This window comes from Novosphingobium sp. HII-3 (assembly GCF_002916655.1).
Classification (GTDB): Bacteria; Pseudomonadota; Alphaproteobacteria; order Sphingomonadales; family Sphingomonadaceae; genus Novosphingobium; species Novosphingobium panipatense.
The window spans coordinates 183,573-204,834 of sequence record NZ_PPSM01000036.1; the positions used below are offsets into that span (position 1 = coordinate 183,573).

At 60.4% G+C, this 21,262-nt stretch carries 18 protein-coding genes; 10 read left to right on the forward strand and 8 right to left on the reverse strand.

Annotation, left to right across the window (positions count from 1 at the left end):
• Positions 1 to 27: 27 nt before the first annotated feature.
• Positions 28 to 1,935, reverse strand: a complete 1,908-nt coding sequence (gene dnaK / locus C2R25_RS13840; protein ID WP_103729769.1) for a molecular chaperone DnaK — start codon at positions 1,933 to 1,935, stop codon at positions 28 to 30.
• Between the two features lie 187 nt (positions 1,936 to 2,122).
• On the opposite strand from dnaK, the gene C2R25_RS13845 reads away from it, so the two are divergent.
• The 7 genes from C2R25_RS13845 (at position 2,123) to C2R25_RS13875 (ending at position 13,808) form a co-directional block, all read left to right on the forward strand.
• The gene (locus C2R25_RS13845; RefSeq protein WP_103729770.1) at positions 2,123 to 2,647 is read left to right on the forward strand and encodes a copper chaperone PCu(A)C; all 525 of its coding nucleotides are present in this window, start codon (positions 2,123 to 2,125) and stop codon (positions 2,645 to 2,647) included.
• Positions 2,648 to 2,736: 89 nt separating this feature from the next.
• The gene (locus C2R25_RS20735; protein ID WP_199183835.1) at positions 2,737 to 2,901 is read left to right on the forward strand and encodes a hypothetical protein; all 165 of its coding nucleotides are present in this window, start codon (positions 2,737 to 2,739) and stop codon (positions 2,899 to 2,901) included.
• 53 nt (positions 2,902 to 2,954) lie between these two features.
• Positions 2,955 to 4,814 (forward strand): recombinase family protein, encoded by a 1,860-nt coding sequence (locus C2R25_RS13855; protein ID WP_146049669.1) that lies wholly within the window; start codon positions 2,955 to 2,957, stop codon positions 4,812 to 4,814.
• 228 nt (positions 4,815 to 5,042) lie between these two features.
• Positions 5,043 to 7,886 carry an SNF2-related protein gene (locus C2R25_RS13860; protein ID WP_233203985.1) on the forward strand — a complete coding sequence of 948 codons (2,844 nt, stop codon included), beginning with the start codon at positions 5,043 to 5,045 and terminating at the stop codon, positions 7,884 to 7,886.
• 3 nt (positions 7,887 to 7,889) lie between these two features.
• A complete protein-coding gene (locus C2R25_RS21210) occupies positions 7,890 to 9,353 on the forward strand; it encodes a GcrA family cell cycle regulator (RefSeq protein WP_304465948.1) in 1,464 nt (487 codons plus the stop codon).
• On the forward strand, positions 9,350 to 11,098 hold the full coding sequence (locus tag C2R25_RS13870) for a site-specific DNA-methyltransferase (RefSeq protein WP_103729772.1): 1,749 nt from the start codon (positions 9,350 to 9,352) through the stop codon (positions 11,096 to 11,098). Before C2R25_RS21210 ends, C2R25_RS13870 begins: the two co-directional genes overlap by 4 nt.
• A complete protein-coding gene (locus tag C2R25_RS13875; RefSeq protein WP_103729773.1) occupies positions 11,091 to 13,808 on the forward strand; it encodes a DEAD/DEAH box helicase family protein in 2,718 nt (905 codons plus the stop codon). The genes C2R25_RS13870 and C2R25_RS13875 overlap by 8 nt, the downstream gene beginning before the upstream one ends.
• A gap of 5 nt (positions 13,809 to 13,813) precedes the next feature.
• On the opposite strand, the gene C2R25_RS13880 is transcribed toward C2R25_RS13875, so the two are convergent.
• The 4 genes from C2R25_RS13880 to C2R25_RS13895 form a co-directional block, all read right to left on the reverse strand.
• On the reverse strand, positions 13,814 to 13,993 hold the full coding sequence (locus C2R25_RS13880) for a hypothetical protein (RefSeq protein WP_103729774.1): 180 nt from the start codon (positions 13,991 to 13,993) through the stop codon (positions 13,814 to 13,816).
• A complete protein-coding gene (locus tag C2R25_RS13885) occupies positions 13,993 to 14,331 on the reverse strand; it encodes a DUF3768 domain-containing protein (RefSeq protein ID WP_103729775.1) in 339 nt (112 codons plus the stop codon). Before C2R25_RS13885 ends, C2R25_RS13880 begins: the two co-directional genes overlap by 1 nt.
• Positions 14,331 to 14,903 carry a hypothetical protein gene (locus C2R25_RS13890; RefSeq protein WP_233204004.1) on the reverse strand — a complete coding sequence of 191 codons (573 nt, stop codon included), beginning with the start codon at positions 14,901 to 14,903 and terminating at the stop codon, positions 14,331 to 14,333. The genes C2R25_RS13885 and C2R25_RS13890 overlap by 1 nt, the downstream gene beginning before the upstream one ends.
• A gap of 231 nt (positions 14,904 to 15,134) precedes the next feature.
• Positions 15,135 to 15,545, reverse strand: a complete 411-nt coding sequence (locus C2R25_RS13895) for a hypothetical protein (protein ID WP_103729777.1) — start codon at positions 15,543 to 15,545, stop codon at positions 15,135 to 15,137.
• 181 nt (positions 15,546 to 15,726) lie between these two features.
• On the opposite strand from C2R25_RS13895, the gene C2R25_RS13900 reads away from it, so the two are divergent.
• From C2R25_RS13900 to C2R25_RS13910, 3 genes are all read left to right on the forward strand, one after another.
• Positions 15,727 to 15,993, forward strand: a complete 267-nt coding sequence (locus C2R25_RS13900) for a DUF6626 family protein (RefSeq protein ID WP_103729778.1) — start codon at positions 15,727 to 15,729, stop codon at positions 15,991 to 15,993.
• Positions 15,994 to 16,037: 44 nt separating this feature from the next.
• A complete protein-coding gene (locus C2R25_RS13905; protein WP_199183836.1) occupies positions 16,038 to 16,847 on the forward strand; it encodes a hypothetical protein in 810 nt (269 codons plus the stop codon).
• A gap of 133 nt (positions 16,848 to 16,980) precedes the next feature.
• Positions 16,981 to 17,535: a recombinase family protein gene (locus C2R25_RS13910; RefSeq protein ID WP_103729780.1), complete on the forward strand. Its 555-nt coding sequence runs from the start codon at positions 16,981 to 16,983 to the stop codon at positions 17,533 to 17,535.
• A 23-nt stretch (positions 17,536 to 17,558) separates the two neighbouring features.
• On the opposite strand, the gene C2R25_RS13915 is transcribed toward C2R25_RS13910, so the two are convergent.
• The 3 genes from C2R25_RS13915 to C2R25_RS13925 form a co-directional block, all read right to left on the reverse strand.
• Positions 17,559 to 18,821: a hypothetical protein gene (locus C2R25_RS13915; RefSeq protein WP_103729781.1), complete on the reverse strand. Its 1,263-nt coding sequence runs from the start codon at positions 18,819 to 18,821 to the stop codon at positions 17,559 to 17,561.
• A 61-nt stretch (positions 18,822 to 18,882) separates the two neighbouring features.
• Positions 18,883 to 20,550 carry a hypothetical protein gene (locus C2R25_RS13920; RefSeq protein ID WP_103729782.1) on the reverse strand — a complete coding sequence of 556 codons (1,668 nt, stop codon included), beginning with the start codon at positions 20,548 to 20,550 and terminating at the stop codon, positions 18,883 to 18,885.
• A gap of 232 nt (positions 20,551 to 20,782) precedes the next feature.
• On the reverse strand, positions 20,783 to 21,130 hold the full coding sequence (locus C2R25_RS13925; RefSeq protein ID WP_103729783.1) for a hypothetical protein: 348 nt from the start codon (positions 21,128 to 21,130) through the stop codon (positions 20,783 to 20,785).
• Between the last annotated feature and the right edge of the window lie 132 nt (positions 21,131 to 21,262).

The following is a 21,262-nucleotide window of genomic DNA, read 5'->3' on the forward strand; positions in this document are numbered from 1 at the left end:
GGCGGTCGCGGTTTTCATCAGGACTTGTCAGCCCTTGTTTTCGTCCACTTCCGAGAACTCGGCGTCGACCACATCGTCGTCGCCTGCCGGAGCCGCATTCGGCGAAGCGGCCGAAGCCTGCTCCTTCTCGTAGATCGCCTGCCCGACCTTCATCGCCACCTGGGTCAGTTCCTGAGCCTTGGCGTTGATTTCGGCGGCATCGTCGCCTTCGAGAGCGGTCTTGGTGGCGGCAATCGCGGCCTCGACTTCGCTCTTCAGAGTCGCGTCGATCTTATCCCCATGCTCCGTGAGCTGCTGCTCCGTCGCATGGACGAGGCTGTCCGCCTGGTTGCGGGCCTCGGCCGATTCGCGGCGCTTCTTGTCCTCTTCGGCAAACTTCTCGGCGTCCTTGACCATCTGGTCGATGTCGGACTCGGAAAGGCCGCCCGAAGCCTGGATGCGGATCTGTTGCTCCTTGCCGGTGCCCTTGTCCTTGGCAGAGACGTTCACGATGCCGTTCGCGTCGATGTCAAAGGTCACCTCGATCTGCGGAACGCCGCGACGCGCCGCAGGGATACCGACGAGGTCGAACTGGCCCAGCAGCTTGTTGTCCTGCGCCATCTCGCGCTCGCCCTGGAACACGCGGATCGTCACCGCCTGCTGGTTGTCCTCGGCGGTCGAGTAGACCTGGCTCTTCTTGGTCGGGATCGTCGTGTTGCGGTCGATCATCTTGGTCATGATGCCGCCCAGCGTCTCAATGCCCAGCGACAGCGGGGTCACGTCGAGCAGCAGCACGTCCTTGACGTCGCCCTGGAGGACGCCGGCCTGGATCGCGGCGCCCATGGCCACGACCTCGTCCGGGTTCACGCCGGTGTGAGGGTCCTTGCCGAAGAAATCCTTCACGACTTCGCGGACCTTGGGCATGCGGGTCATGCCGCCCACGAGCACCACATCGTCGATGTCCTTTGCCGAGACGCCCGCGTCAGCGAGAGCCTTGCGGCAGGGCTCGAGGGTGCGCTGGATCAGGTCGGCAACCATCTTTTCAAGGTCCGAACGAGTGATCGTCTCGACGAGGTGCAGCGGAGTGGTGGCGCCACCTTCCATGCGCGCGGTGATGAAGGGCAGGTTGACTTCGGTCGTGGCAGTCGACGACAGCTCGATCTTCGCCTTCTCGGCCGCTTCCTTCAGGCGCTGCAGGGCGAGCTTGTCGGTCCGCAGGTCCATGGCTTCCTTGGCCTTGAACTTGTCGGCCAGCCATTCAACGACCTTGGTGTCGAAGTCCTCACCGCCCAGGAACGTGTCGCCATTGGTCGACTTCACCTCGAACACGCCGTCGCCGATCTCGAGGATCGAGACGTCGAAGGTGCCGCCGCCAAGGTCATAAACCGCGATGGTCTTGCCGTCCTGCTTGTCGAGGCCATAGGCCAGCGCAGCCGCGGTCGGCTCGTTGATGATGCGCAGCACTTCAAGGCCCGCGATCTGGCCGGCGTCCTTGGTCGCCTGGCGCTGCGCGTCGTTGAAGTATGCAGGAACGGTGATGACGGCCTGAGTGACGGTCTCGCCCAGATAGGATTCGGCCGTTTCCTTCATCTTCTGCAGAGTGAAGGCCGAAATCTGCGAGGGGCTATAATCCTCGCCACCCGCCTGGACCCACGCGTCGCCGTTCTTGCCCTTGACGATGTGGTACGGGACCAGCTCGGTGTCCTTCTTGGTCACCGGATCGTCGAAGCGGCGGCCGATGAGGCGCTTCACCGCGAAAATCGTGTTGTCGCCGTTAGTCACGGCCTGGCGCTTCGCAGGCTGCCCGATCAGGCGCTCACCATCCTTGGTAAAAGCGACGATCGAGGGCGTGGTGCGCGCGCCTTCGGAATTCTCGATGACCTTCGGTTTGCCGCCGTCCATGACGGCAACGCAGCTGTTGGTGGTGCCGAGGTCGATACCAATTACTTTTGCCATTATCCCCATTCCTCACGTCAGTGGATGACACCGCACGGATCGCCTCCCTCACACAAGGCAAGGCGGCTTGGCGGCTCGGTGACGTTCCAAGTCGTCGAGCCCGGATATAGGTGACGTTTCGCTTGGAACAAGCCTGTGCCGATGGCATTAGACAGGCGATTTTTCAAAGGGGCTTGATGACAAGGAAATGCCTGAGATGAAACGCGCCCTTCCTCTATCGCTGATTGCCTCCTTTGCCTTAGTTATGAGCATCACCGGATGCGGCAAAGAGCCTGACAGCCCCACCGAAAACAACGAGGCGACCGCTCTTGGGCCCAATGCGAAGCCGGGAATCGCGGCAAGCGATGCCCGCATGGTGCTCCCCGTGATCGCCGGTCGGCCGGCTGCGGTCTATTTCACGATACGCAACAACGCGGCTGAGCCAGTGACCATTGCCGGCGTTCACGTCGCCGGGGCCGAAAACGCCGAGATGCACGAGACTAAGGGGGGAACCATGCGCAAGGTGGACAGTCTCCCTCTTGAGCCGGGCGCTTCGATGGTTTTTGCGCCCGGCGGCCTGCACGTGATGGCCTTCAATCTTTCACCGGACCTGAAAACGGGCAGCCGGGGCGAACTGACCGTCACCTTTTCCGATGGCGACAAGATCTCCATGCCGCTTGAACTGACGACGATGGGCGGGGACACGCACGGCATGGAGGGAATGCAGCACTGACACAGCTTTCCCCTTCCGAGCGTCCACTGACCGCGGGCGAGGTACACCTCGTCCACTCGATCTTCGGGGAGGCGATCAACTGCAATCCAGTGCGCATCCGGCTGAGACGGTGGTTTCCGTTCCAGCCACGCAACACCGTCATGGCGCCGTGCGGGCACCTGCACTTCCATCCGCGCACCGACCTCTACCATGAGGACTTCGCAGCGGCGCCCTCACACCTGCAGGGCCTGTTCATCCACGAGATGACTGTCTAACGGAAAAGTAACGCACAACGCAGAAGCTGGGGACGTATCCCGGGGGTTTGTGCGTGACCGATGCCGTTATCTATATCCGCTTCTCGACCAAGCGGCAGGAGAAAGGCTTCTCCAAGGAGCGGCAGCTTGAGGAATGCCAAGCCTTCTGTAAGCGCAAGGGCTGGGATGTAATCCAGATCGTTGAAGATTTGGGGCAGTCCGCATGGAAGGGGCATCACCTCAGCGTCGGCAATCTCGGCAAATGGCGTCGGAGCGTTGATGCCGGCGATGTGCCGGCAGGCACCATTCTCGTCGTTCACAAGCTGGACCGGCTCAGCCGCCTTGAACCACGCGTCACGCAGCGGTGGATGGAAGACCTCTGCGACCGGGGCATCAAGATCGCCACGGTTGATGGCGAACGCATTTTCGACGACGCTTATCTCAAAGGCCCGATGGCCCTGATGGGCATCATGGAAATCGTGATGCACGCCACAGTCAATCACACCGAGAGCGAGAAGAAGAGCCAGCTTATCTCAGATGCTTGGCGGCGGAAGCAGCAGCTCACGCGTCAGGGCAAGGTGCTTTCGGCCAAGCCGCCGGCTTGGATCAAGGTCGTCGGCGAACGGATCGACAAGGATCACGACAATCGCCGCTACGAGTTGATCCCCGAACGCGTGGCCTTCCTGAAGCAGATATACGAATGGGCGGCCGATGGGATCGGCTATTGGGGCATCGCCAAGCGCCTGAACGACAACGGCGTGCCGAGCTGGGGCAAAGGCCGCGCGACCACGACCCGCAAAGGCTGGGGATGGAGCTACATCGGCATTCTGCTCAAGCATCCCGCCGTCGAAGGCGAATATCATCCGGCCCACGTGACGGAGAGCGGCAAGCGCCGAAAAACCGGGGAGCGGATCGAGAATGTCTTCCCGCGCGCGGTTGATGCCGATCTGGTCGCCCGCGCCCGTGCCAGCGCATCGAAACGATGGCAGACCCGTTCGGGGCGATATGCGCCCTATGCCCGCAACCTGTTCTCCACCCTCGTCCGCTGCAAGCATTGCGGCGGGCTGATGGCGATGCGCGGGCGCGCGAAGAAAAATGGCGGATACTCCTATCTCCAATGCGACAGCGCCGCCCGTCATACCGGTTGCGAATACAGCCAGTTCTTCAATTATCGCATTTTCGAGCGGGCTGCGCTCGATGCTATGCTTCACCTCGCGTTGGACGAGAGGTTCTTCCAGCGTGAAGACCTGTCCGGCCCCCTTGCCATACGGCTCGCGGAGCTGAACCGCGCCATCGAGAACAAGAAGGCCGAAGCCAAGCGGCTGGTCAGGAAAATGGCGAAGTTCGATGACGACGATCAGGACGAATTTGACGAGGAGCTTCGGGCGATAAAGCGGGAGCAGCGGGAGCTGGACGCCGAGCGCGTGGTCGTGGAACGCGACCTTGAAGCGGCGCGGGGTCGCCTTGCGCCGAACGTCCATCTTCAACGTGTGTGGGAGGTGCGGGACGCCATCGCGAACGATGACGACGAAGAGGCAAGGCGGGATGCTCGTCTCAAGGTGCGTGAGGCAATTCGCAATGTCGTCGATGCGGTCTGGTGCGATCCTGTGGATAAGGTTGGCGACCGCGAAATGCGAACGGTCACCATTCTCCTCGCGGGGGGCGCGGCGGGCATCAAGTTCGACAACGAAGGCAACACGGTCGGGACGTTCAATTTCCTCCTCGAACTTGCCGCTGGTGGTCAGTCCTATACGCTCCGAGACGGAACGATTGTCACCACAAACGCCGAGGCGTTGCGCGATGCGCTTCTTAATCGGCCCGTTATCGCGACGGCAACCGAGGACGAGATTGCGGAGATGGATGTTGCTCGGCGTGAAGCCGCCGCGCGTTTGGATACTGCGCTTCGCCGGGGCAAGCGCAACCGGGTCGCTTAGCCCCTACGCGGGTCACACAGGGCCTGCACACGCGCCCCGCTGCCCCAAGTGCCCCGCTCCCCGAGTTGACCCTCAGAGGGGCGGATATCCATAGGCCCGATCAATTCGGTTCCTTTTCCGTTCCTCAAGTAGTTGAATTCGGTTACGTCCATTGCCTATCGTTAGAACTCAGGGGTTACTGCCGCTAGTCATCATCGAAGTTGAGCGGCGAAGGTCGAACGGGGGAACATGACTGAATACCTGCCAATCCAGGCGCATTATCACGCGCATCGGTTGACCGTCGCCGGAACTGCCGAAGATGCCTTCACCCGATCGCTGACCTCAGCTCGCGTGGAGATGAACCCGCATCAGGTGGACGCCGCGCTTTTCGCGTTGAAGTCGCCCTATGCCAAAGGCGTATTGCTGGCCGACGAAGTGGGCCTCGGCAAAACGATCGAGGCGGGCTTGGTGATCTCGCAGAAATGGGCTGAGCACAAACAGCGCATTCTGCTCGTCGTCCCGGCCTCGCTCCGTAAACAGTGGCAACAAGAGCTGTTCGAGAAGTTCTCGATCAAGAGCCACATTCTCGAAGCCAAGACCTACAACGATATGAAGAAGGCCGGTCAGCAGCGGCCTTTCGAAGTCGATGGCGGCGTTGTGATTTGCTCCTATGAGTTCGCGGCTCGCAAGGCAGATGATATCCGCAGACCAAAATGGGATCTGGTGATCTTCGACGAGGCTCATCGCCTCCGCAACGTCCATCGGAAGAATACCGCGAAGGGCGCAAAGGCTTTGAAGCAGGCCACGGAAGGCTTCTTCAAGATATTGCTTACCGCCACGCCGCTCCAGAATTCGCTGATGGAGTTGTTCGGCATCGTCTCGATGATCGACGATACCCATTTCGGCGGGGAAAACGCATTTCGCGCGCAATATGCTGGAGCCGCCGCAACGCCGGCCTCGCAGGAAATTCTCCGTGAGCGGTTGAAGCCGATCTGCAACCGGACGCTACGCCGTCAGGTTCAGGAAGCCGGCCATATCAACTTCCGCCAGCGCCACGCAGTCACGTTTCAGTTCGAGCCCTATGACGAAGAAACGACGCTCTACGAGATGCTGTCGGAATATCTCCAAGACACCGGCACCATAGCCTATGGCGGCCGCAACAATGCGCTTGTCGTATTGCAGGCCAGAAAGATGCTCGGGTCATCGACCCGTGCGGTTGCCCGCTACCTCGAAACGCTGCTTGAGCGTCTTCGCAGCAAACAGCGCGCCACCCCGGACATGACCGACGACCTCGAAGATGCCTTCGAGGAAGATCGCGAGACGCTGGACGGTGAGGAGGAGTTTGACGAGGAACCGATTGATCCGGCAAAGCTCGCAGCGGAAATCGCCCACGTCGAAGCCATGCGCGACCTTGCGGTTCAGATCGGCTCGAACGCAAAGGGCGAGAAGCTGGTTGAGAACCTGCCCGGTGTGCTGGATCAAATCCGCGACAAGGGCGGCAGGCGCAAAGCGGTGATCTTCACCGAAAGCGTCCGCACGCAGAACTACCTCCGCGATCTGCTCACGGCCAATGGCTATGCGGGGCAAATCGTGCTGATGAACGGCTCGAACAACGACGACGAGAGCAAGGAAATTTACGCCGCGTGGAAGGAGCGCCATGCAGGCACAGACCGTATCTCCGGTTCCAAGACCGCAGATATGAAGGCGGCAATCGTCGAAGCATTTAGGAGCGACGACAAGGCGATCCTGATCGCCACGGAAAGTGGCGCCGAGGGCATCAACCTTCAGTTCTGTTCCCTTCTCATCAATTATGACCTGCCGTGGAACCCGCAGCGCGTCGAGCAGCGGATTGGCCGCTGCCATCGTTACGGCCAGTTGGTCGACGTCACCGTCGTCAACATGCTCAACCTGAAGAACCGCGCTGAAGCACGAATTCACGAACTGCTGGAGCAGAAGCTTCACCTGTTCGACGGTGTGTTCGGATCAAGCGACGAGGTGCTCGGCATCCTGACGGACGGCATCGATTTCGAGAAGGAAGTGTTGCGGATTGTTCAGAGCTGCCGCAGCGCCGATGAGGCTGATCGCGAATTCGACGAACTGACCGAGCGCATTCAGGACAGCATCGATGCGGACCTTGCCGCTGCCCGCGCCAAGGTGCTCGAGAACATGGACGCCGATGTGGTAGCCAAGCTCCACCGCCGCAACGAAGCGTTGGCGCAGATATTGCCGGAGTTTAAGCAACGCCTGCTGATGGTCGCGAAGGCCGAGTTGCCCGATGCCAATTTCCCCGCACCGGACAGCGAAAGCTTCGGCTGGGACGGTAAGCAGTGGACGACAAAGTGGCCGCTCGCCGACGAGAACGATTGGCAGTTTTTCCGTGTCAATGAAGGGCTGGGAAGCGACTTGATCGAGCGCGCTAAGGCTCGCGCTTCGAACGATGGCGCGGAGGTCGTTCGCTTTGATCCAGCCAACTATCCGTATGCGGGCCAGCTGGGCGGCGTAGTCGGCCTTGCCGGACAATCCGGGTGGCTGCGCGCCTTCAAGGCGATCATGCCAACCCCCGGCGCAGAGCGTGAGGAAATCATCGTCATCGGGGAAACCGATGGCGGCGAACTCGTCAGGCCGGAGGTCTGCGATAAGATGATGATGGCACCGGCACAGTCAGTGGGCCGCGTGCAGGAAGGCGTCCCGCATGATCGGCTGGCGCAGCTTCAGGATTTCGAGTTCGGCCATTTCTCCGAGAGGATGAAGCAGGAAAATTATGCCTGGCTGATCGAGGAGGAAGAACGCCTCGGCCGCTACGCCCGCGATATGGAAATCGAGATCGAAGCGCAGATCGCCACGCTCGACGAGGAATTGAAGGATTTGAACCGGCAGAAGCTTTCTCCTCATCTCGGCATGGAGGAGAAGGTCGCCGTCATGCGCGACATCCGCAAAAAGGAGGCAGCGCGCGACGAGCTGAAGATGAGCCAGTTCGAGGTGAAGAAGAAGATCGGCAAGGAAATCAACGAGCGGCTGGATGAGTTCTCCGAACTGCTCGACCGCCAGCCCCGTGTCGAGGAGCTGTTCACCCTGCGTTGGTCCATCGCGTGATCCATGCTGGAGGAGTTCCGCCAAGCGCCGCTTTGTATGGAACTGGACCTCGACACCTATGAGGGGCATTGGTCGCATGTCGCGCGCTTCCGTGGCGAAAACGGCTGGCTTCTCGGCGCGCAGGCGACGCTCGAAAGCGCCACGGAAATCTATCGCACCATGATCGTCGCGGCATGTGACGAATGGGAAAATCCCATTCCCGCCTTTCAGGCGGCGAACTTGCTCAAATGTTCGTGGTCCGATCTCGGCCCCTGTTTCGAGCATCCGCCCGAACTGCTCGATGAGCTTCTCTGCGAGGAGGAAGGGCAGGTCTATGCGCGCTGGCAGCGGGAAACGAACGCGGCCCTCCAACGCCATCTGATCGCCACCGACGAGCGCATTGCGGCGGTAGAGGCACGGGCGCGAATGGCTACCGACCGGCTGATGCGCCAGATAAACGAGCTGCGCCGCCGTCGCCGTTTCCCCGAATTGACCCTCGAGGCGCGCTCGATTTTCGACAAGCTCATCGCCGAGCTGGATGCGGAAACCGATGCCATCTTCGAGGACAGCCGAGCGGAGGTCGCGCAAATCCGATCGAATGCGACGCGATTGGAAGAAGCCTTGTGGCGACGAGAGGAAGTCATAATTGAGGTGGAGCCGACCTTTGTCGTGCGCTGGCACGGGGTTGGAGCGATCCGCCCGCGCAATCCGCTTGCCCCTGAACATGGGGCGGGCGGCGCAAGCCTGCGTCGCGTCCAAGGCAGGAAATTGCGGATACACAAAGAGCGGCGGGCGAAGGAGGCGCGCGAGCGTGCCCGCCTTGCCGAGCAGGCGCGGAAGAAAGCGGAAGCCGAGGCCGTGGCCCAGAAGGAACGGGAGCAGCTCGCGCTCGGTTCGGGAAAACCTGTCTCCCAAAATAGCGGTCGCGATGATCTGCCCAAGGCGTCGCCCATTCTCCGCAAGCTTGCCGTGTCAATGAAGCAAGCCGCGCCCGAACTGAGTGAGCTTGTGATGCCGCCCACGCCGCCCACGATCAGCGAGCCCTCGCCGTCGCCGAACGGCAAAATCGCGGCTGAGCGCGACATGCTGACGGATATGCTGGCGGCGCTGGACGCCAAGGGGCAGCGGTTCCTTTCCGGCTCGCCCAAATTTCGGCGCTATCATGAGCAGCGGGCCGACCTAGTGCACCGCATTGCCCTGTTGGATGGTTCGCCATCATCGCCGCCAGAAGGCTCCTCGCAAACGGTGGAGCTGTCACACCCCGATCCGGAGGCAAGCCCGACGGGAGCTTGGCCTGCGGAGCGCGTCGCGCTGCTCCAGAAACTCTGGACGCAGGGCGCGTCGGCGGCTGAGATTGGAAAGCAGCTCGGCGGCATCAGCCGCAATGCCGTCATCGGCAAGGCGAAGCGTCTCGGCTTGCCGATGCAATCACAAGCGGAGCTATCCGCGCGACACACTCTGGAGAACGGGCTAACGACCGCGCCATGACGATGAAGAAAACCAAACTCGAACTGACCTGGCCCGGGAAGGAGGAGCGCCCGAAGCTGGAGCCGCGTATCCTGATCGAACACTCCGACAAGAGCTATCACGCGGCGGCCCGGCGCGAAGGCGACCTGTTCGACAACATGCTCATCAAGGGCGACAATCTGCTCGCGCTCAAGGCGCTGGAAGCGGATTACGCGGGCAAGGTGAAGTGTGTTTACATTGACCCTCCTTTCAATACGAAGCAGGCTTTTCCGAACTACGATGACGGTATGGAGCATTCGTTATGGCTCACGTTGATGCGCGAACGCCTCAAGCATCTCCGCAGCCTGCTAAGCTCAGATGGGACAATATTTGTCCATATTGATGATAACGAATTGGGCTATCTCACGGTAGTATGTGACGAGATATTCGGGCGATCCAATAGGATTAATATCATCACGTTCAAACAGGGTTCCGCGACTGGACACAAAGCCATAAATCCTGGTGTCGTAACAACATCGAATTTCATATTGATATACGCCAAAGATAAGTCGCTTTGGAAGCCAAACCGCGTCTTTTCTGCTCGCGCATCGCGAGATAAGCGATATGGCCGGTTCATTGTCAATCGAGATGACCCCTATACCCAATGGCGGTTTTCGACGCTTTCAGACGCATTCAGCAGGCATGTCGGCATACCGCAGAGAGACTTGAAAAAGCGCCTAGGGGACGACCTTGAGCCACAATTAGAGGCGTTTGTTGTCGAGAATGCGGAGAGCGTCATTCGTCCTGCACGACCCGATTACAATTCCGTGAGCGCCGCCGCGAGAGCCATGATCGATAAATCGTTAGCATCGCCAAAAGAGATATTCCGGCTCGAGCGTGACGACCATGCAGACTTCTATCTCGTGGGCGGAGAGCGAATTCTTTTTTATTCCGATAAGTTGAAAATGGTCGATGGGAAGTATGTGGCTGGGGAGCCACTGACAACGATATGGGACGATATTCTTTCGAACAATCTTCACAATGAAGGTGGCGTGGAATTTCCAAAGGGGAAGAAGCCGGAGGCGCTGATAAAACGCTGCTTCGATTTAGCGAGTGCGACGGGCGAACTTGTGCTCGACAGCTTTGCCGGATCTGGAACCACCGGCGCTGTCGCGCACAAGATGGGCAGACGCTGGATCATGGTTGAAATTGGCGATCATGCTGACACTCATGTCGTGCCACGCCTGCAGAAGGTTATCGATGGCGTGGATCAGGGTGGCATCACCAAGGCCGTCGCCTGGGAAGGCGGCGGGGGTTTCCGGTATTACACTCTCGCGCCTTCGCTGCTTGAAAAGGACCGCTGGGGAAATTGGGTTATCTCCGGCGAATATAACGGGCCGATGCTGGCTGAGGCCATGTGTAAGCATCTTGGCTTCACCTATGCGCCGTCGCAGGACGAGGCGGAGTATTGGCGGCACGGCCAATCGAGCGAGACGGACTTCCTTTACGTCACCACGCAGAGCCTGACACATGAGGCCTTGCGCTTGCTCTCGGAAGAGGTGGGTCCGCGTCGGACGCTGATGATTTGCGCCAAGGCATTCAGCGGCAATCTGGACGCGTTCCCCAACCTAACGTGCCGCAAAATACCATCTTCGATCCTCACCAAGTGCGAATGGGGACGCGACGATTATTCGCTCAACGTCGCGGCGTTGCCCGAGGTTGAACCGGAACCGGAAGACAGCGCCGGGCCGCTCTTTGATGCCGTGGAGGGCCAAGCCAATGGCTGAGGCCGATCCGATTACGCTGACGCCCAACCAGCGCATTCGCCGTCAGGTCGCGCAGCGCCTGTCCTTGCGGAAGCCGCAGGAGGAGGCGCTGACCATCCTCGCGGACATTGCTGATCGGATCGACTGGCAGGGCGAAGTGGACACGCAGGCGTTGCTCGCGCAAGTCGCGGTCACCTATCCCTCCGTCGAAAGTTTTGAGCGAGCCTTCCCGTCGCTGTGCTTCTCGCTGGCAACGGGCGTCGGGAAGACTCGGCTTATGGGCGCGTTCATCGCCTATCTCTATCTCACGGGCCGCTCGAAGAATTTTTTCCTGCTCGCCCCCAACACGACGATCTACGACAAGCTGGTCGAGGATTTCTCCCGCCAGTCCTCGCCGAAATACGTCTTCCGGGGTATCGCGGAATTCGCGCAGACGCCACCGATTATCGTCACCGGCGATACCTGGGATGAGGGTCGCGGCATTCGCGGCACTCAGCTTATCGGCGACGCGATCATCAACATTTTCAATGTCGATAAGATCAACAAGGAAAAGGGCCGCATCCGCAGCTTCCGCGAGACGCTGGGCGAGAGCTATTTCGACTATCTCGCTGGCCTGGACGACCTCGTGATGCTGATGGACGAGGCGCATCGCTATCGCGCCAAGGCCGCTGCGAATGCCGTTTATGACCTCAGACCGAAGCTCGGCCTTGAGCTGACCGCGACGCCGAAGACCGTGGGAGCAAGCCCCAAGGATTTCCGCAACGTCATCTATCACTATGGCCTCGGGCAGGCGATGGCGGACGGCTATGTGAAGGAGCCGGCGGTGGCCACGCGCGAGAACTTCCGGCGTGCCGACTACGACGAAGCACAGCTTGAGCGGATCATGCTGGAGGACGGCATCACCTATCACGAGCAGGTGAAGGTGGAGCTGGAGCTATATGCGCGGCAATCGGGGCGCCCTTCGGTTCATCCGTTCATGCTGGTCGTCGCGCGCGACACCAACCATGCCAAAGACCTCCACGCTTTTCTCGAAAGCGACGACTTCTTTCAGGGCAGCTATCGCGGCCGCGTGATCGAGGTTCACTCGAACCAGACCGGCGAGGAAAGCAACGAGGCGATGGCCCGGCTCGTCAGTCTGGAGCACGACGCCCAGACCGATATCGTGATCCATGTGAACAAGCTGAAGGAAGGCTGGGACGTCACCAACCTCTACACCATCGTCCCGCTACGCGCGTCGGCATCGGAAATTCTGACTGAGCAGACCCTTGGGCGAGGTCTTCGCCTGCCCTATGGCGCGCGGACAGGCAACGAGATGGTCGATACCCTGACCGTCATCGCGCACGATCGCTTTGACGAGGTGATCCAAGAGGCGCGCAAGCCCAATTCCGTCATAGCGATGAAATCGCTGACCATCGGCGAAGGCGGCGACATCACGACCGAGCATCGCGAGGTCATTTCCGTGCCGACCGCCGCTGAGGCGATCTTCACAGGCTGGCAACTTGATCTACCGGGTGCCACTCCGGCACGCGTGAACGATGAGCGCACGGCCTATGTGCCGCCGACGCCGGAACAGGTCGCCTATGCGAACACGACGATGGAGTTCATCCGCGACAAATATGAGCGGACGCTAACCGGCGGCCTTGCCGATCTTCGCAATCCTGAGGTTCAGGCGCAGATCGCGCGTGACGTTCGGCAGGCGACGCAAGCGGCGCAGGGAAGCTTCGACACCGTTCTGCCGCAGGCGGACGTCGAGCAACTGGTCGCGCAGATCGCGGCGTCCATTGCCGACAACAGCATCGAAATCCCTGAGATTGTTGTGTTGCCGAGCCGGGAGGTGAACTTCTGGTTTGACGACTTCGATCTCGGCAATCTCGACACCATCCGCTTCCGCGCCAGTTCCGACACGATCCTGATCCGCAATCTGCGGACGGACGTGCAGCGCGAGCTTGCCCGCTCGCAGGACGGCCCGCGCGAGAAGCACGTGGAGAACTATGTCATCCGCCACCTGATCGACTTCCCCGAAGTGGATTACGACAGTCAGGCCGACCTCCTCTACAAGCTTGCCGGGCAGATGGTGGAGCGGCTGCGCGCCTATCTGCCGACCGAGGAAGAGGTGGAAGCCGTCGCGCTCGAACAGGGCAAGGCGCTGGCCCGCTTCATCTTCGATCAGATGCGCGATCATTACCGGGAAACACCCGTGGAATATCGGGCGCGGCGCGTGCGCTCGTTCAAGGCGCTGAAGCCTCAGCAGCTTGGCGTGAGCCTGACCAAGCGGCTTCCGCTTACCGATGCGGCCAATCCGCTATCATCGACGCCGAGCTACCTGTTCTACGGGTCGAAGAAGTGCCCATATCAATTCCAGAAGTTCGATAGCGACCCAGAGCGCCGCTTCGCCGCGATCATTGACAGCGACCGGATGCCGCGCGTTCTGAAATGGCTTCGCCCTGCGACCGGCCAGTTCGATATCGAATATGACCGGGGCCGCCGCTACGAACCGGATTTCGTCGTCGAATGTGACGACTGCAAGCTGATCGTCGAGGTGAAGGCCGAGCGCGAGCTTGACGATCCCGTGGTGGAGGAAAAGGCCCGAGCTGCGCGTGCGTGGGTCGCGAACGCGAATGAGTTTGCCGCTGAGGGCGACGGCAAGCCTTGGCGCTACATTCTGCTCGCCGACACGCAGGTGACGGAAAGCCTGACGTTGGCCGGCCTGTTGGCTCACGCCAACGAATAGGCGGGTCAGTTGATGGCGTCGCCGGGAATGTGCGTTTCTGGCTGACGAGGTGAGAAGGAAATTGGCGGCGGCCAAGCGCGCTTGCTGCGGACGACGATATGCGCCTCCGCCACATTGAGCGTTAGCAGCAGGCGAAGCGCCCGATAATGGTGTTCCGTTATGTCGCGGGCGTCGTAGCGGCGCATCAATATTCCTCCGCCAACATGATCGTCATCACGCGCCTGGTCGTAGCCGGATTGGCTGGATCGGGATCATCTGGCCGATTGCGGTCGCGCGGGTAATAATCGATCTTCCACATAATGTGGTGGCCCCTGACCATTAGCAGCGCGCAGTCGTGTTCTCCGTGCGGATCGTTATCGGAGGTGAAATCGCCGAACAGACGGACGGCATGGATCACCTCGTCCTTCGTCGCGATCGGCAGGACGGCGACCCCACGGGACAGGAAAATCCACCCGTCTTCGCCCGTGGCGCGGAAATGGTCGTTGAGGCGGGCGATGGTCGCCCGCCTCACTGTCTCCAGCATCACGCCGCCGCCTTCTTCGCCTTCGGCTTGAAGTTCGCCTTGCGCTCCGCGATGGCTGCCGTGAGCTGCGGGTCCAGCTCGCCAGCGTTGATCGCCTCGACAATCGAGTTGATGATTTCGGGCACTTCGCTGAGGTTCTGGACCTCGACCGCGTTCATGCCCTTGGCAAAATCCAGCGGCTTGCTGCCGTAGCGGAGCTGGAAAAACATCTTTCCGCTCGCATCGGTGAACCAGCCTTTCCGCACAGCGCGCGGCGCGTCCACGCGGACCTTTTCGCCAGCATCGTTGGTGCGCGTCACGCGCCGGGTCGCGTTGAACGACGTGCCGGCGATTTCCGCCTCCGCGAGCGCCTTCTGCTCGGCGAGGTAGCGCAGCAGCTTCGTGCGGAAGCCGTGCTCGGAGGTGGCGAGATTCGCCGGGGCAGCAGCAGCAAGCTTGAGGGACTTGAGGATCGACATTCGCATCTCCTTTTGGTTTCGGACGAATGCGAGCCGTAGTGTCGTCGTTCGTGAGAGCGACCGAAGATTGGCGATAAAACCCAGAAATTCAGCCAAAAATAATTCCGCCACCATGACCACGGTTTTTGGTGCCGTTGGGGTTGGTGACGGAATATCGCTGTTTCTGTCTATCGCTGGTTTCTTCGTGTCGCTGTTCGTATCGTCTGTCTCTTCGTCGTATCGTTCTGCCTTTATCGCCTCTGATCTATATCATCTGGTGATACTCATCACTGCGGCCCATGATCGGTCCGCGTTGCGTGATGTATCGATGAACCGTAGAGCCTCGCGTAGCGGCAGCCCCCGACATTATCGAGAGGGCGAGACTTCCTTATGGCGGGGCAGGAGAAGGCGGTCGCTCGTCTCCGGCCTGAGTTCCTTCGTGATATAGTCGGCAACGCCCTCGGCGCCGTAAACGGTTTGAATATCGAGGTTGCCGCCCTTCACCAGACCTTCCCATATGCCGTTGGCGATCAGGCAAAAGCGTACCTTCTGGATTGCCGTCATCTTGAATAGTGCGTGGATGTGGATGTTGGCGTCAGGCTTTTCGACGGTCGCGATATAATCGGTTCGGTCGTTGGGTCGGCGCAGAAAGGCGCGGCCGATCAGCTTACGGTCCAAATGCCCGTGGAACTTCTCGAATATTGCCTGCGCTTCGTCCATGCTGATGCTACGGTTGAAGACGAAGGTGACGAACAGGTCGGGATCGAAATCGGTCATCCAGCGGATACATGCCGTTCGGTATATTTCGCCCCTCGTTGGGGGCTGTTGCGTGGCTTGCGCCATCTGTTCTCCTTGTGGCCGGGGATGTTAGCCGGCTCGTATTTTCTATTTATCACGCACGCTGACCGATCCCGTCCGCCGATAAATACGAGCGTTCCCGTAAACGGAGGCGCACGACATGATCCTCGACGACGTATTCCAGTTTCTGAAATCGGCCGGGCTGACGCCGACACATGCGGTCTTCTCGACCGAATATCTCGGCCACTCGCCTCGCTACTACGATTACCTTCGCTGCTCTCGCGCAAAGCCCAGCTTGCGGGCGCTGCTTAAGCTTGCGATGAGCCTCCACAGTTTGGCAAAGTCTGCCCTCTGTTTGGAGGAGCGGGATACCGCCGAATTGCTCGCGCAGCGAGTGATGACGCGTGCGCTCACCCAGTGCCGCTGAGCCCGCCAAGTCCGATGCCAGCGAAGTATCGGATCTGCTTGCCTATGGCTCGCACTTCCGCCAATCCGGTCCGCACAGGAGCTTGGGGGTGGGAAGTGGCGAACGGAGACGCAACGATTTGCGATGCGGTCAGAAGTGCTCTGACAACGAACACTGTGCTGGAGGCCGAAGCCGATATTCAACACGCGACAAAGTTCTCGGCTAAGTCCGGGGCGAGCCGAGCAGCCATTATCGTCTTCAACAGCGGAAAAATGCATGTAGAAGGTGCAGAAAGCCCGTTAAAGACGTGGCTCTCTGAGGTGAAAGATAGCATCCAAGCAGGCGCTGCGGCTCCCGGAATACTGCTTCCGGCGGAGATCGAGAAGTTTCCACAGACCCTCCGGGAGAGAATACCCGAGTGCGACGACGTGGTATTGTGGTTCTTTCAGGAGTCACTTCGTTGCTATAAGGCCGGAAGCACGGCTGCCGCAGCCTTTATGCTGGGTGCCGCCAGCGAAAAGGCGATACTCCTTCTGATCGACGGATACTCGGAGAGCATCAAAGATGATGCTAAGAAGGCTTCGTTTCAGACAAGAGCAAATCAGCGCATGATCTCTAAGAAATACGATGAGTTCAAGGCGTCCTATAGGAGTGCAAAGACAAAGCCGGCAGATGGATTGGCGCAAGACTTAGATCAGCTTCTTGATGGCGCGTTCAATTTTTATAGGCACACCAGAAACGCAGTCGGTCATCCACAAATTATCCCTGATTTGGATCAAGGGGTGGTTCTCGCTAACATGGGACAATTCATCACGTATATGGAGCGGATCTACGGGCTGCTGAGGTTCTTCAAGGAAAACGGGGTCGAGGTGTGAGCTTCCTGTAGCTTTGGGTTTACCCGCCCGAGACGCTGCGTCGAGACAGTCGGCCGCGTCTTGTTTCGGTTGACGCAGGGCTTCCGAGACACTTGGCAGTGAGGGTCTGAACCCATCCGAGACAGGAGGTGCCATGATCGTCGGTTACGCGCGCGTCAGTTCCAGCAGCCAGAGCCTTGAAGTCCAGCACGAGCAGCTTGAGGCGGCCGGCTGCGAGAAAATCTTCGCGGAGAAGCGCAGCGGTCGAACCGTCGAGGGACGCGATGCGCTGGCCGATGCTCTCGACTTCGTGCGCGAGGGCGATGTGCTGGCCGTGACGCGGCTGGATCGTCTTGCTCGATCAGTGGTGGACCTTCACCGGCTGATCGAGCGGCTGACCGCCAAAGGCTGTGGTTTCCGCGTCCTTCAGCAATCCGGCATCGACACCACGACGAGCACCGGTAAGCTCACGCTGTCGATCCTCGGCGCGGTGGCCGAGTTCGAAGCCGACATTCGCCGCGACCGCCAGCGCGACGGGATTGAGCGCGCCAAAGCTAGGGGGGTGTATCGCGGTCGCAAGCCCAGCATCGACACCGCCCGAATCGAAACGCTGATGGCGGCAGGGATGGCCCCCGCCGCCATTGCCCGCGAGATGGGCGTCGGTCGCGCCAGTGTCTATCGCCACATGAGCAAGGTCGACGCAACATAGTTCACCGCCGCATCGGCCTTCGACTATTCGTCGTCTCCCTCTATGGCCTTCCCGCCTCGGATTTTGGCGAAAGCGGCGCTCTGGCGGCGAACATGCGTGAGCGGGTCGGGATAGCGGAACATGGTCCGCAACGCTCGATAGGCCCTGATGATGTGATCGGGCGCACGCTCGCTCGACCACGCACTCGGCATCTCCATGGTCGCGTTGGCGTCGTCGATGCCGCGCAGCAGGCTTTCGTGGTTGTGGTTGACCACAATTTCGTGCCCCAGCGCGTCCCAGCCCGCTTGCCGGGTGATCGCGGGCACGCACAAATCGCTGACCAGCAACCGCTCGGCGATCCGGCTGCTCGTAACTGGGAAAGGCGTGCGCCATTCCTGATGAACTGGATCGGCCGGGGGCCTCAAAATCGACATGACGAACGAGGTGGGTGAGATGTTCGGATAGCCATAAATCTTGCCGTTCGTCGCCAGATGCGACGGCGAACTGGTGTCGAAGGTAACGAGCAAATCATCGTCGCCCAGATGCTCGCGCAAGGCCTTCTGAAGCGCACTCAGCATGACTGCATGGGTCAGCGTGCCGACGCCGAGAAAGTGGAAGCGGTTGCGCTCGGGCGTCAACAATCCGTCCGCCATCAGCCGCAGCATCATGCCCGTGATGTGAACATAGTCGGTTCGCATGGAGCCACCGAACGCCCAGCCCTCGAACGGCTGGACCTTCACAGCGTCATACCACGCAACGGCATCGGCGCTCGTCTCGCCCTGAAGGACGGACAGGAACTTCACGTCTGACGAGCGATGGCGCGCGAAATAGCGGTTGTTCTCCGCCGTGGTCGCCAAGGCCGCCGCGAAGGTGTCAAAGGGGGGCGTTCCCGGCGTGATGACGCGGGTGGGCACGTCGAGCGTGATCGCCTCGTCGGCATTGGCTTCGAGGAAGCGCAACGCCCATGCGCGCGACGCGTCGCCCTGCCATTGTCTGGGGTCGCGCCCGAACTGAAGCCCGCCGCTGTCGAACAGGATGGTGTTGCCGGGACGCTTTGAGAAGGTGCCGACCGGCAGTGGCATAGTCCGCCCGATATACTGCCCTGCTGAGTGGAGCACCCTGTCGGTGAAGAAGAACGGATTGCTGCGGTTCATGAAATCAAGATCGGAAGGCGAAGCTATTCCGTTCGGCATTCCGTCAGGGCGAAGCTGGCTCGTGTTCCGATAAGGTGTCATGTGGCTCGATGCCTGACCGGCAAAGAGATAGCGCGCGCGGTCTTTTCCGCGCGAAGCATAGTCGCGTGTCATACGGGGGATCCTCGTGTGAGAATCCCGCCCATCTGAAAAATCACATGGGCGGGAAATTACATCAGACGGCAGCCGCGGCCGGCGCGTCGCTCTTGGGCAGGCTCTGGACCCGCTCGCGTAGCGCGCGCGATCGGGTTGGCTGCTCGCGGCTCGGTTCGAGCGTCTGGACGAAGACCCGGTAGGCGGCCACCTCCGTCGCCGCCTCAATGAGCAAGAGACCGTTGGGATCGAGCCGCCATGTCAGTCCCGCCGTCATCGGCAAGGCCAGCAGCCCGACCATCGCTCGGCGCAGGTCATCGAGCATGACCTGAACCTTGGCCGCTCCCTGCGTCTTGGCCTCGAACGGTGCAGCAGCAGCCTTGCCGTTGGCGAGGCTGATGCCCTTGCTCCCAACCGTGATCGTGACGGCGCGGTCCTTCTGCTGCCTGAGCAGAACCTTCATGAAACTGCCGTCGAACGCGGTCACCGCTTCGGGCGACATGATTGCCGATGCTATGGGCGCGAATGCCGAGCTGGCCCGGTATGTCCAGACCGTGCCCATTTGACGCGGCTTGATAATGAGGTTGACTGGCTTGCCGTCGGCCTTGCTCGTGAAGGTCACGGTCTTGGTCTGCCCCGCAATCGTCACCGGCGCTGCGACGCCTTCTACCGGGTTCAGGCCGAACTGCGCGGCATCTGCCTCACCTACCAGACGCTCACTGAGCCGGCGACGGGTGAAATTGTCGATGAAGCATTCGCCCCTCATCGTATAGCCGAGGTCTACAGACGGTATGATCTCAAGGATCAGGCCATCATCGCGGCGGGCGTGGGCGATGCTGAAGCGGTCACGCTCGACCAGATACATGCCATAGGCCGGCAGCATGTCGTAGCTGTCGTTCGCCACGTCACCCTCAGGCACATCCTCGATGGGGATGTCGCTCATCTCGTCCGGCACGAACGCGGCACCCGCCAGCAGCATCGCGCGATAAAAGCGAAGATCGGCGGGCGCCGCCGTGAGCGGGCATGGCGCATAGCCGGCCAAGCCGATGATGGTTGCCTTGTTTGCCGTCAGCGGGATCAACCGCAGCTTAGCGCCCTCGTGCCGGAAAATCAGCACGCCTTCTTGCCCCGAGGCGATTCCCGCCACCGCGTCGATTTCGAGTGCGGCGGGGTTGTCGAACATCTCGGCAACCTGCTCGTCGGGCGTCTTGGCCGGGGCGCTATCAGCCTTCCTCCCGTCCGCCTTCACCGCGCGATTGGCCTCGCGGTATTCCTTGGCGAGGCCGGAGATACGGCCCTGCACCTTATACCAGTCCACGAAAGCATCTTCGTTCAGGTGATCGTGCTCGCCCCTCCGTGCGGCGAGGGTCGCCAGCGCGCGGGCGAGTTGAGACACTTCATGCTGGAGCGCGTCCCGCTCGTTTTCGGCCGACTCCTGCATGTTGATGTTCAGGAACAACTGAGCCGCAAGATGAAGGACGAGGGTCGCCGCCAGATGCTTGAAGCCCAAGCTCTCGGCGTAGGCATTTATCGACGCGACCCCATATTTCTTCAAGAAGCGGTGCTGGTCGCGCAGCAGAAGCGCGCGGCGGCGAACCGCGTTGCCCTCCAACCGCGTCGCGATACCGTGACGGTCCTGAAGGCGGCGGAGTTCCGCTTCGTCGGACGGGGTGAATGCGCGAGGCACTTCCGGGCCAACGGGATCACGCGCCACAAGGGCACGCCCGTCTGTCGCGGCGGAGGAGTTCACATTTTCAGATTTTACCAACATATCGACCTCGTTCGTCGTCAGGCCGACCCAAACCAGGAAATGCGGGATACGCTTTGAACACAGCTATGCCGTGCTTCCGTGTGCGTAACCGCAGGGTCGATCTGCCGACGAGCAAGGTAGTGCGACCGGAATCGCTTCGGCTCGTTGGGCGGCCGCTCTCTTATCCGCGCATTTTCGCTAAGACAAGAGGAAATTGTATGCGCTCGAAATGTTAGGTAAAACGGATCGCGAATGCCGCTGCCCGTTTTCGGTCGGAAAATGCTATAGATATCTGAGGTTGCGGCAGGCTACCCTCTTCGTGTTTGACACGCATTTGGCATTTTACCGTATGCTTCGGGCAATTTTCCAACCAGGTGTGAACCTGCATTTGCTCGAAAGCGTTCGCGGCATTCTCGGCCATTGCGCGCCTAAACGCCGCCCCCACTTCCGAAGGGTCGTTGCCAGCTTTCAATTCTGCGTAAAAGCTCCTGACGAAGCCGGCAGCCTCGGCCGCATCATAGACTGAGGTGGCATAAAATGTCTGGGGATTACTGGCGTCCTGCTCGATCCGGAATTCCATGTGTGCTCCACGGCTGCCCTGAGGTCGCTCTGGAGAACAATGATAAAAGCTGTTTTAACGTCGGGACGGCATCGCCCGTGGCCGTGATCATCCGCGTGCGTGAAGGGAGCTCAGACCATATCTGCCGAGACG

Bases quoted from the DNA above. Each gene is read 5' to 3' on its own strand.
- C2R25_RS13910 (WP_103729780.1), top strand. From the start codon at position 16,981: ATGATCGTCGGTTACGCGCGCGTCAGTTCCAGCAGCCAGAGCCTTGAA.
- C2R25_RS13885 (WP_103729775.1), bottom strand. From the start codon at position 14,331: ATGCTGGAGACAGTGAGGCGGGCGACCATCGCCCGCCTCAACGACCAT.
- C2R25_RS13845 (WP_103729770.1), top strand. From the start codon at position 2,123: ATGCCTGAGATGAAACGCGCCCTTCCTCTATCGCTGATTGCCTCCTTT.
- C2R25_RS13915 (WP_103729781.1), bottom strand. From the start codon at position 18,821: ATGACACGCGACTATGCTTCGCGCGGAAAAGACCGCGCGCGCTATCTC.
- C2R25_RS13895 (WP_103729777.1), bottom strand. From the start codon at position 15,545: ATGACCGATTTCGATCCCGACCTGTTCGTCACCTTCGTCTTCAACCGT.
- C2R25_RS13925 (WP_103729783.1), bottom strand. From the start codon at position 21,130: ATGGAATTCCGGATCGAGCAGGACGCCAGTAATCCCCAGACATTTTAT.
- C2R25_RS13860 (WP_233203985.1), top strand. From the start codon at position 5,043: ATGACTGAATACCTGCCAATCCAGGCGCATTATCACGCGCATCGGTTG.
- dnaK (WP_103729769.1), bottom strand. From the start codon at position 1,935: ATGGCAAAAGTAATTGGTATCGACCTCGGCACCACCAACAGCTGCGTT.
- C2R25_RS13905 (WP_199183836.1), top strand. From the start codon at position 16,038: ATGGCTCGCACTTCCGCCAATCCGGTCCGCACAGGAGCTTGGGGGTGG.
- C2R25_RS13900 (WP_103729778.1), top strand. From the start codon at position 15,727: ATGATCCTCGACGACGTATTCCAGTTTCTGAAATCGGCCGGGCTGACG.
- C2R25_RS13875 (WP_103729773.1), top strand. From the start codon at position 11,091: ATGGCTGAGGCCGATCCGATTACGCTGACGCCCAACCAGCGCATTCGC.
- C2R25_RS13880 (WP_103729774.1), bottom strand. From the start codon at position 13,993: ATGCGCCGCTACGACGCCCGCGACATAACGGAACACCATTATCGGGCG.
- C2R25_RS13870 (WP_103729772.1), top strand. From the start codon at position 9,350: ATGACGATGAAGAAAACCAAACTCGAACTGACCTGGCCCGGGAAGGAG.
- C2R25_RS13890 (WP_233204004.1), bottom strand. From the start codon at position 14,903: ATGGTGGCGGAATTATTTTTGGCTGAATTTCTGGGTTTTATCGCCAAT.
- C2R25_RS21210 (WP_304465948.1), top strand. From the start codon at position 7,890: ATGCTGGAGGAGTTCCGCCAAGCGCCGCTTTGTATGGAACTGGACCTC.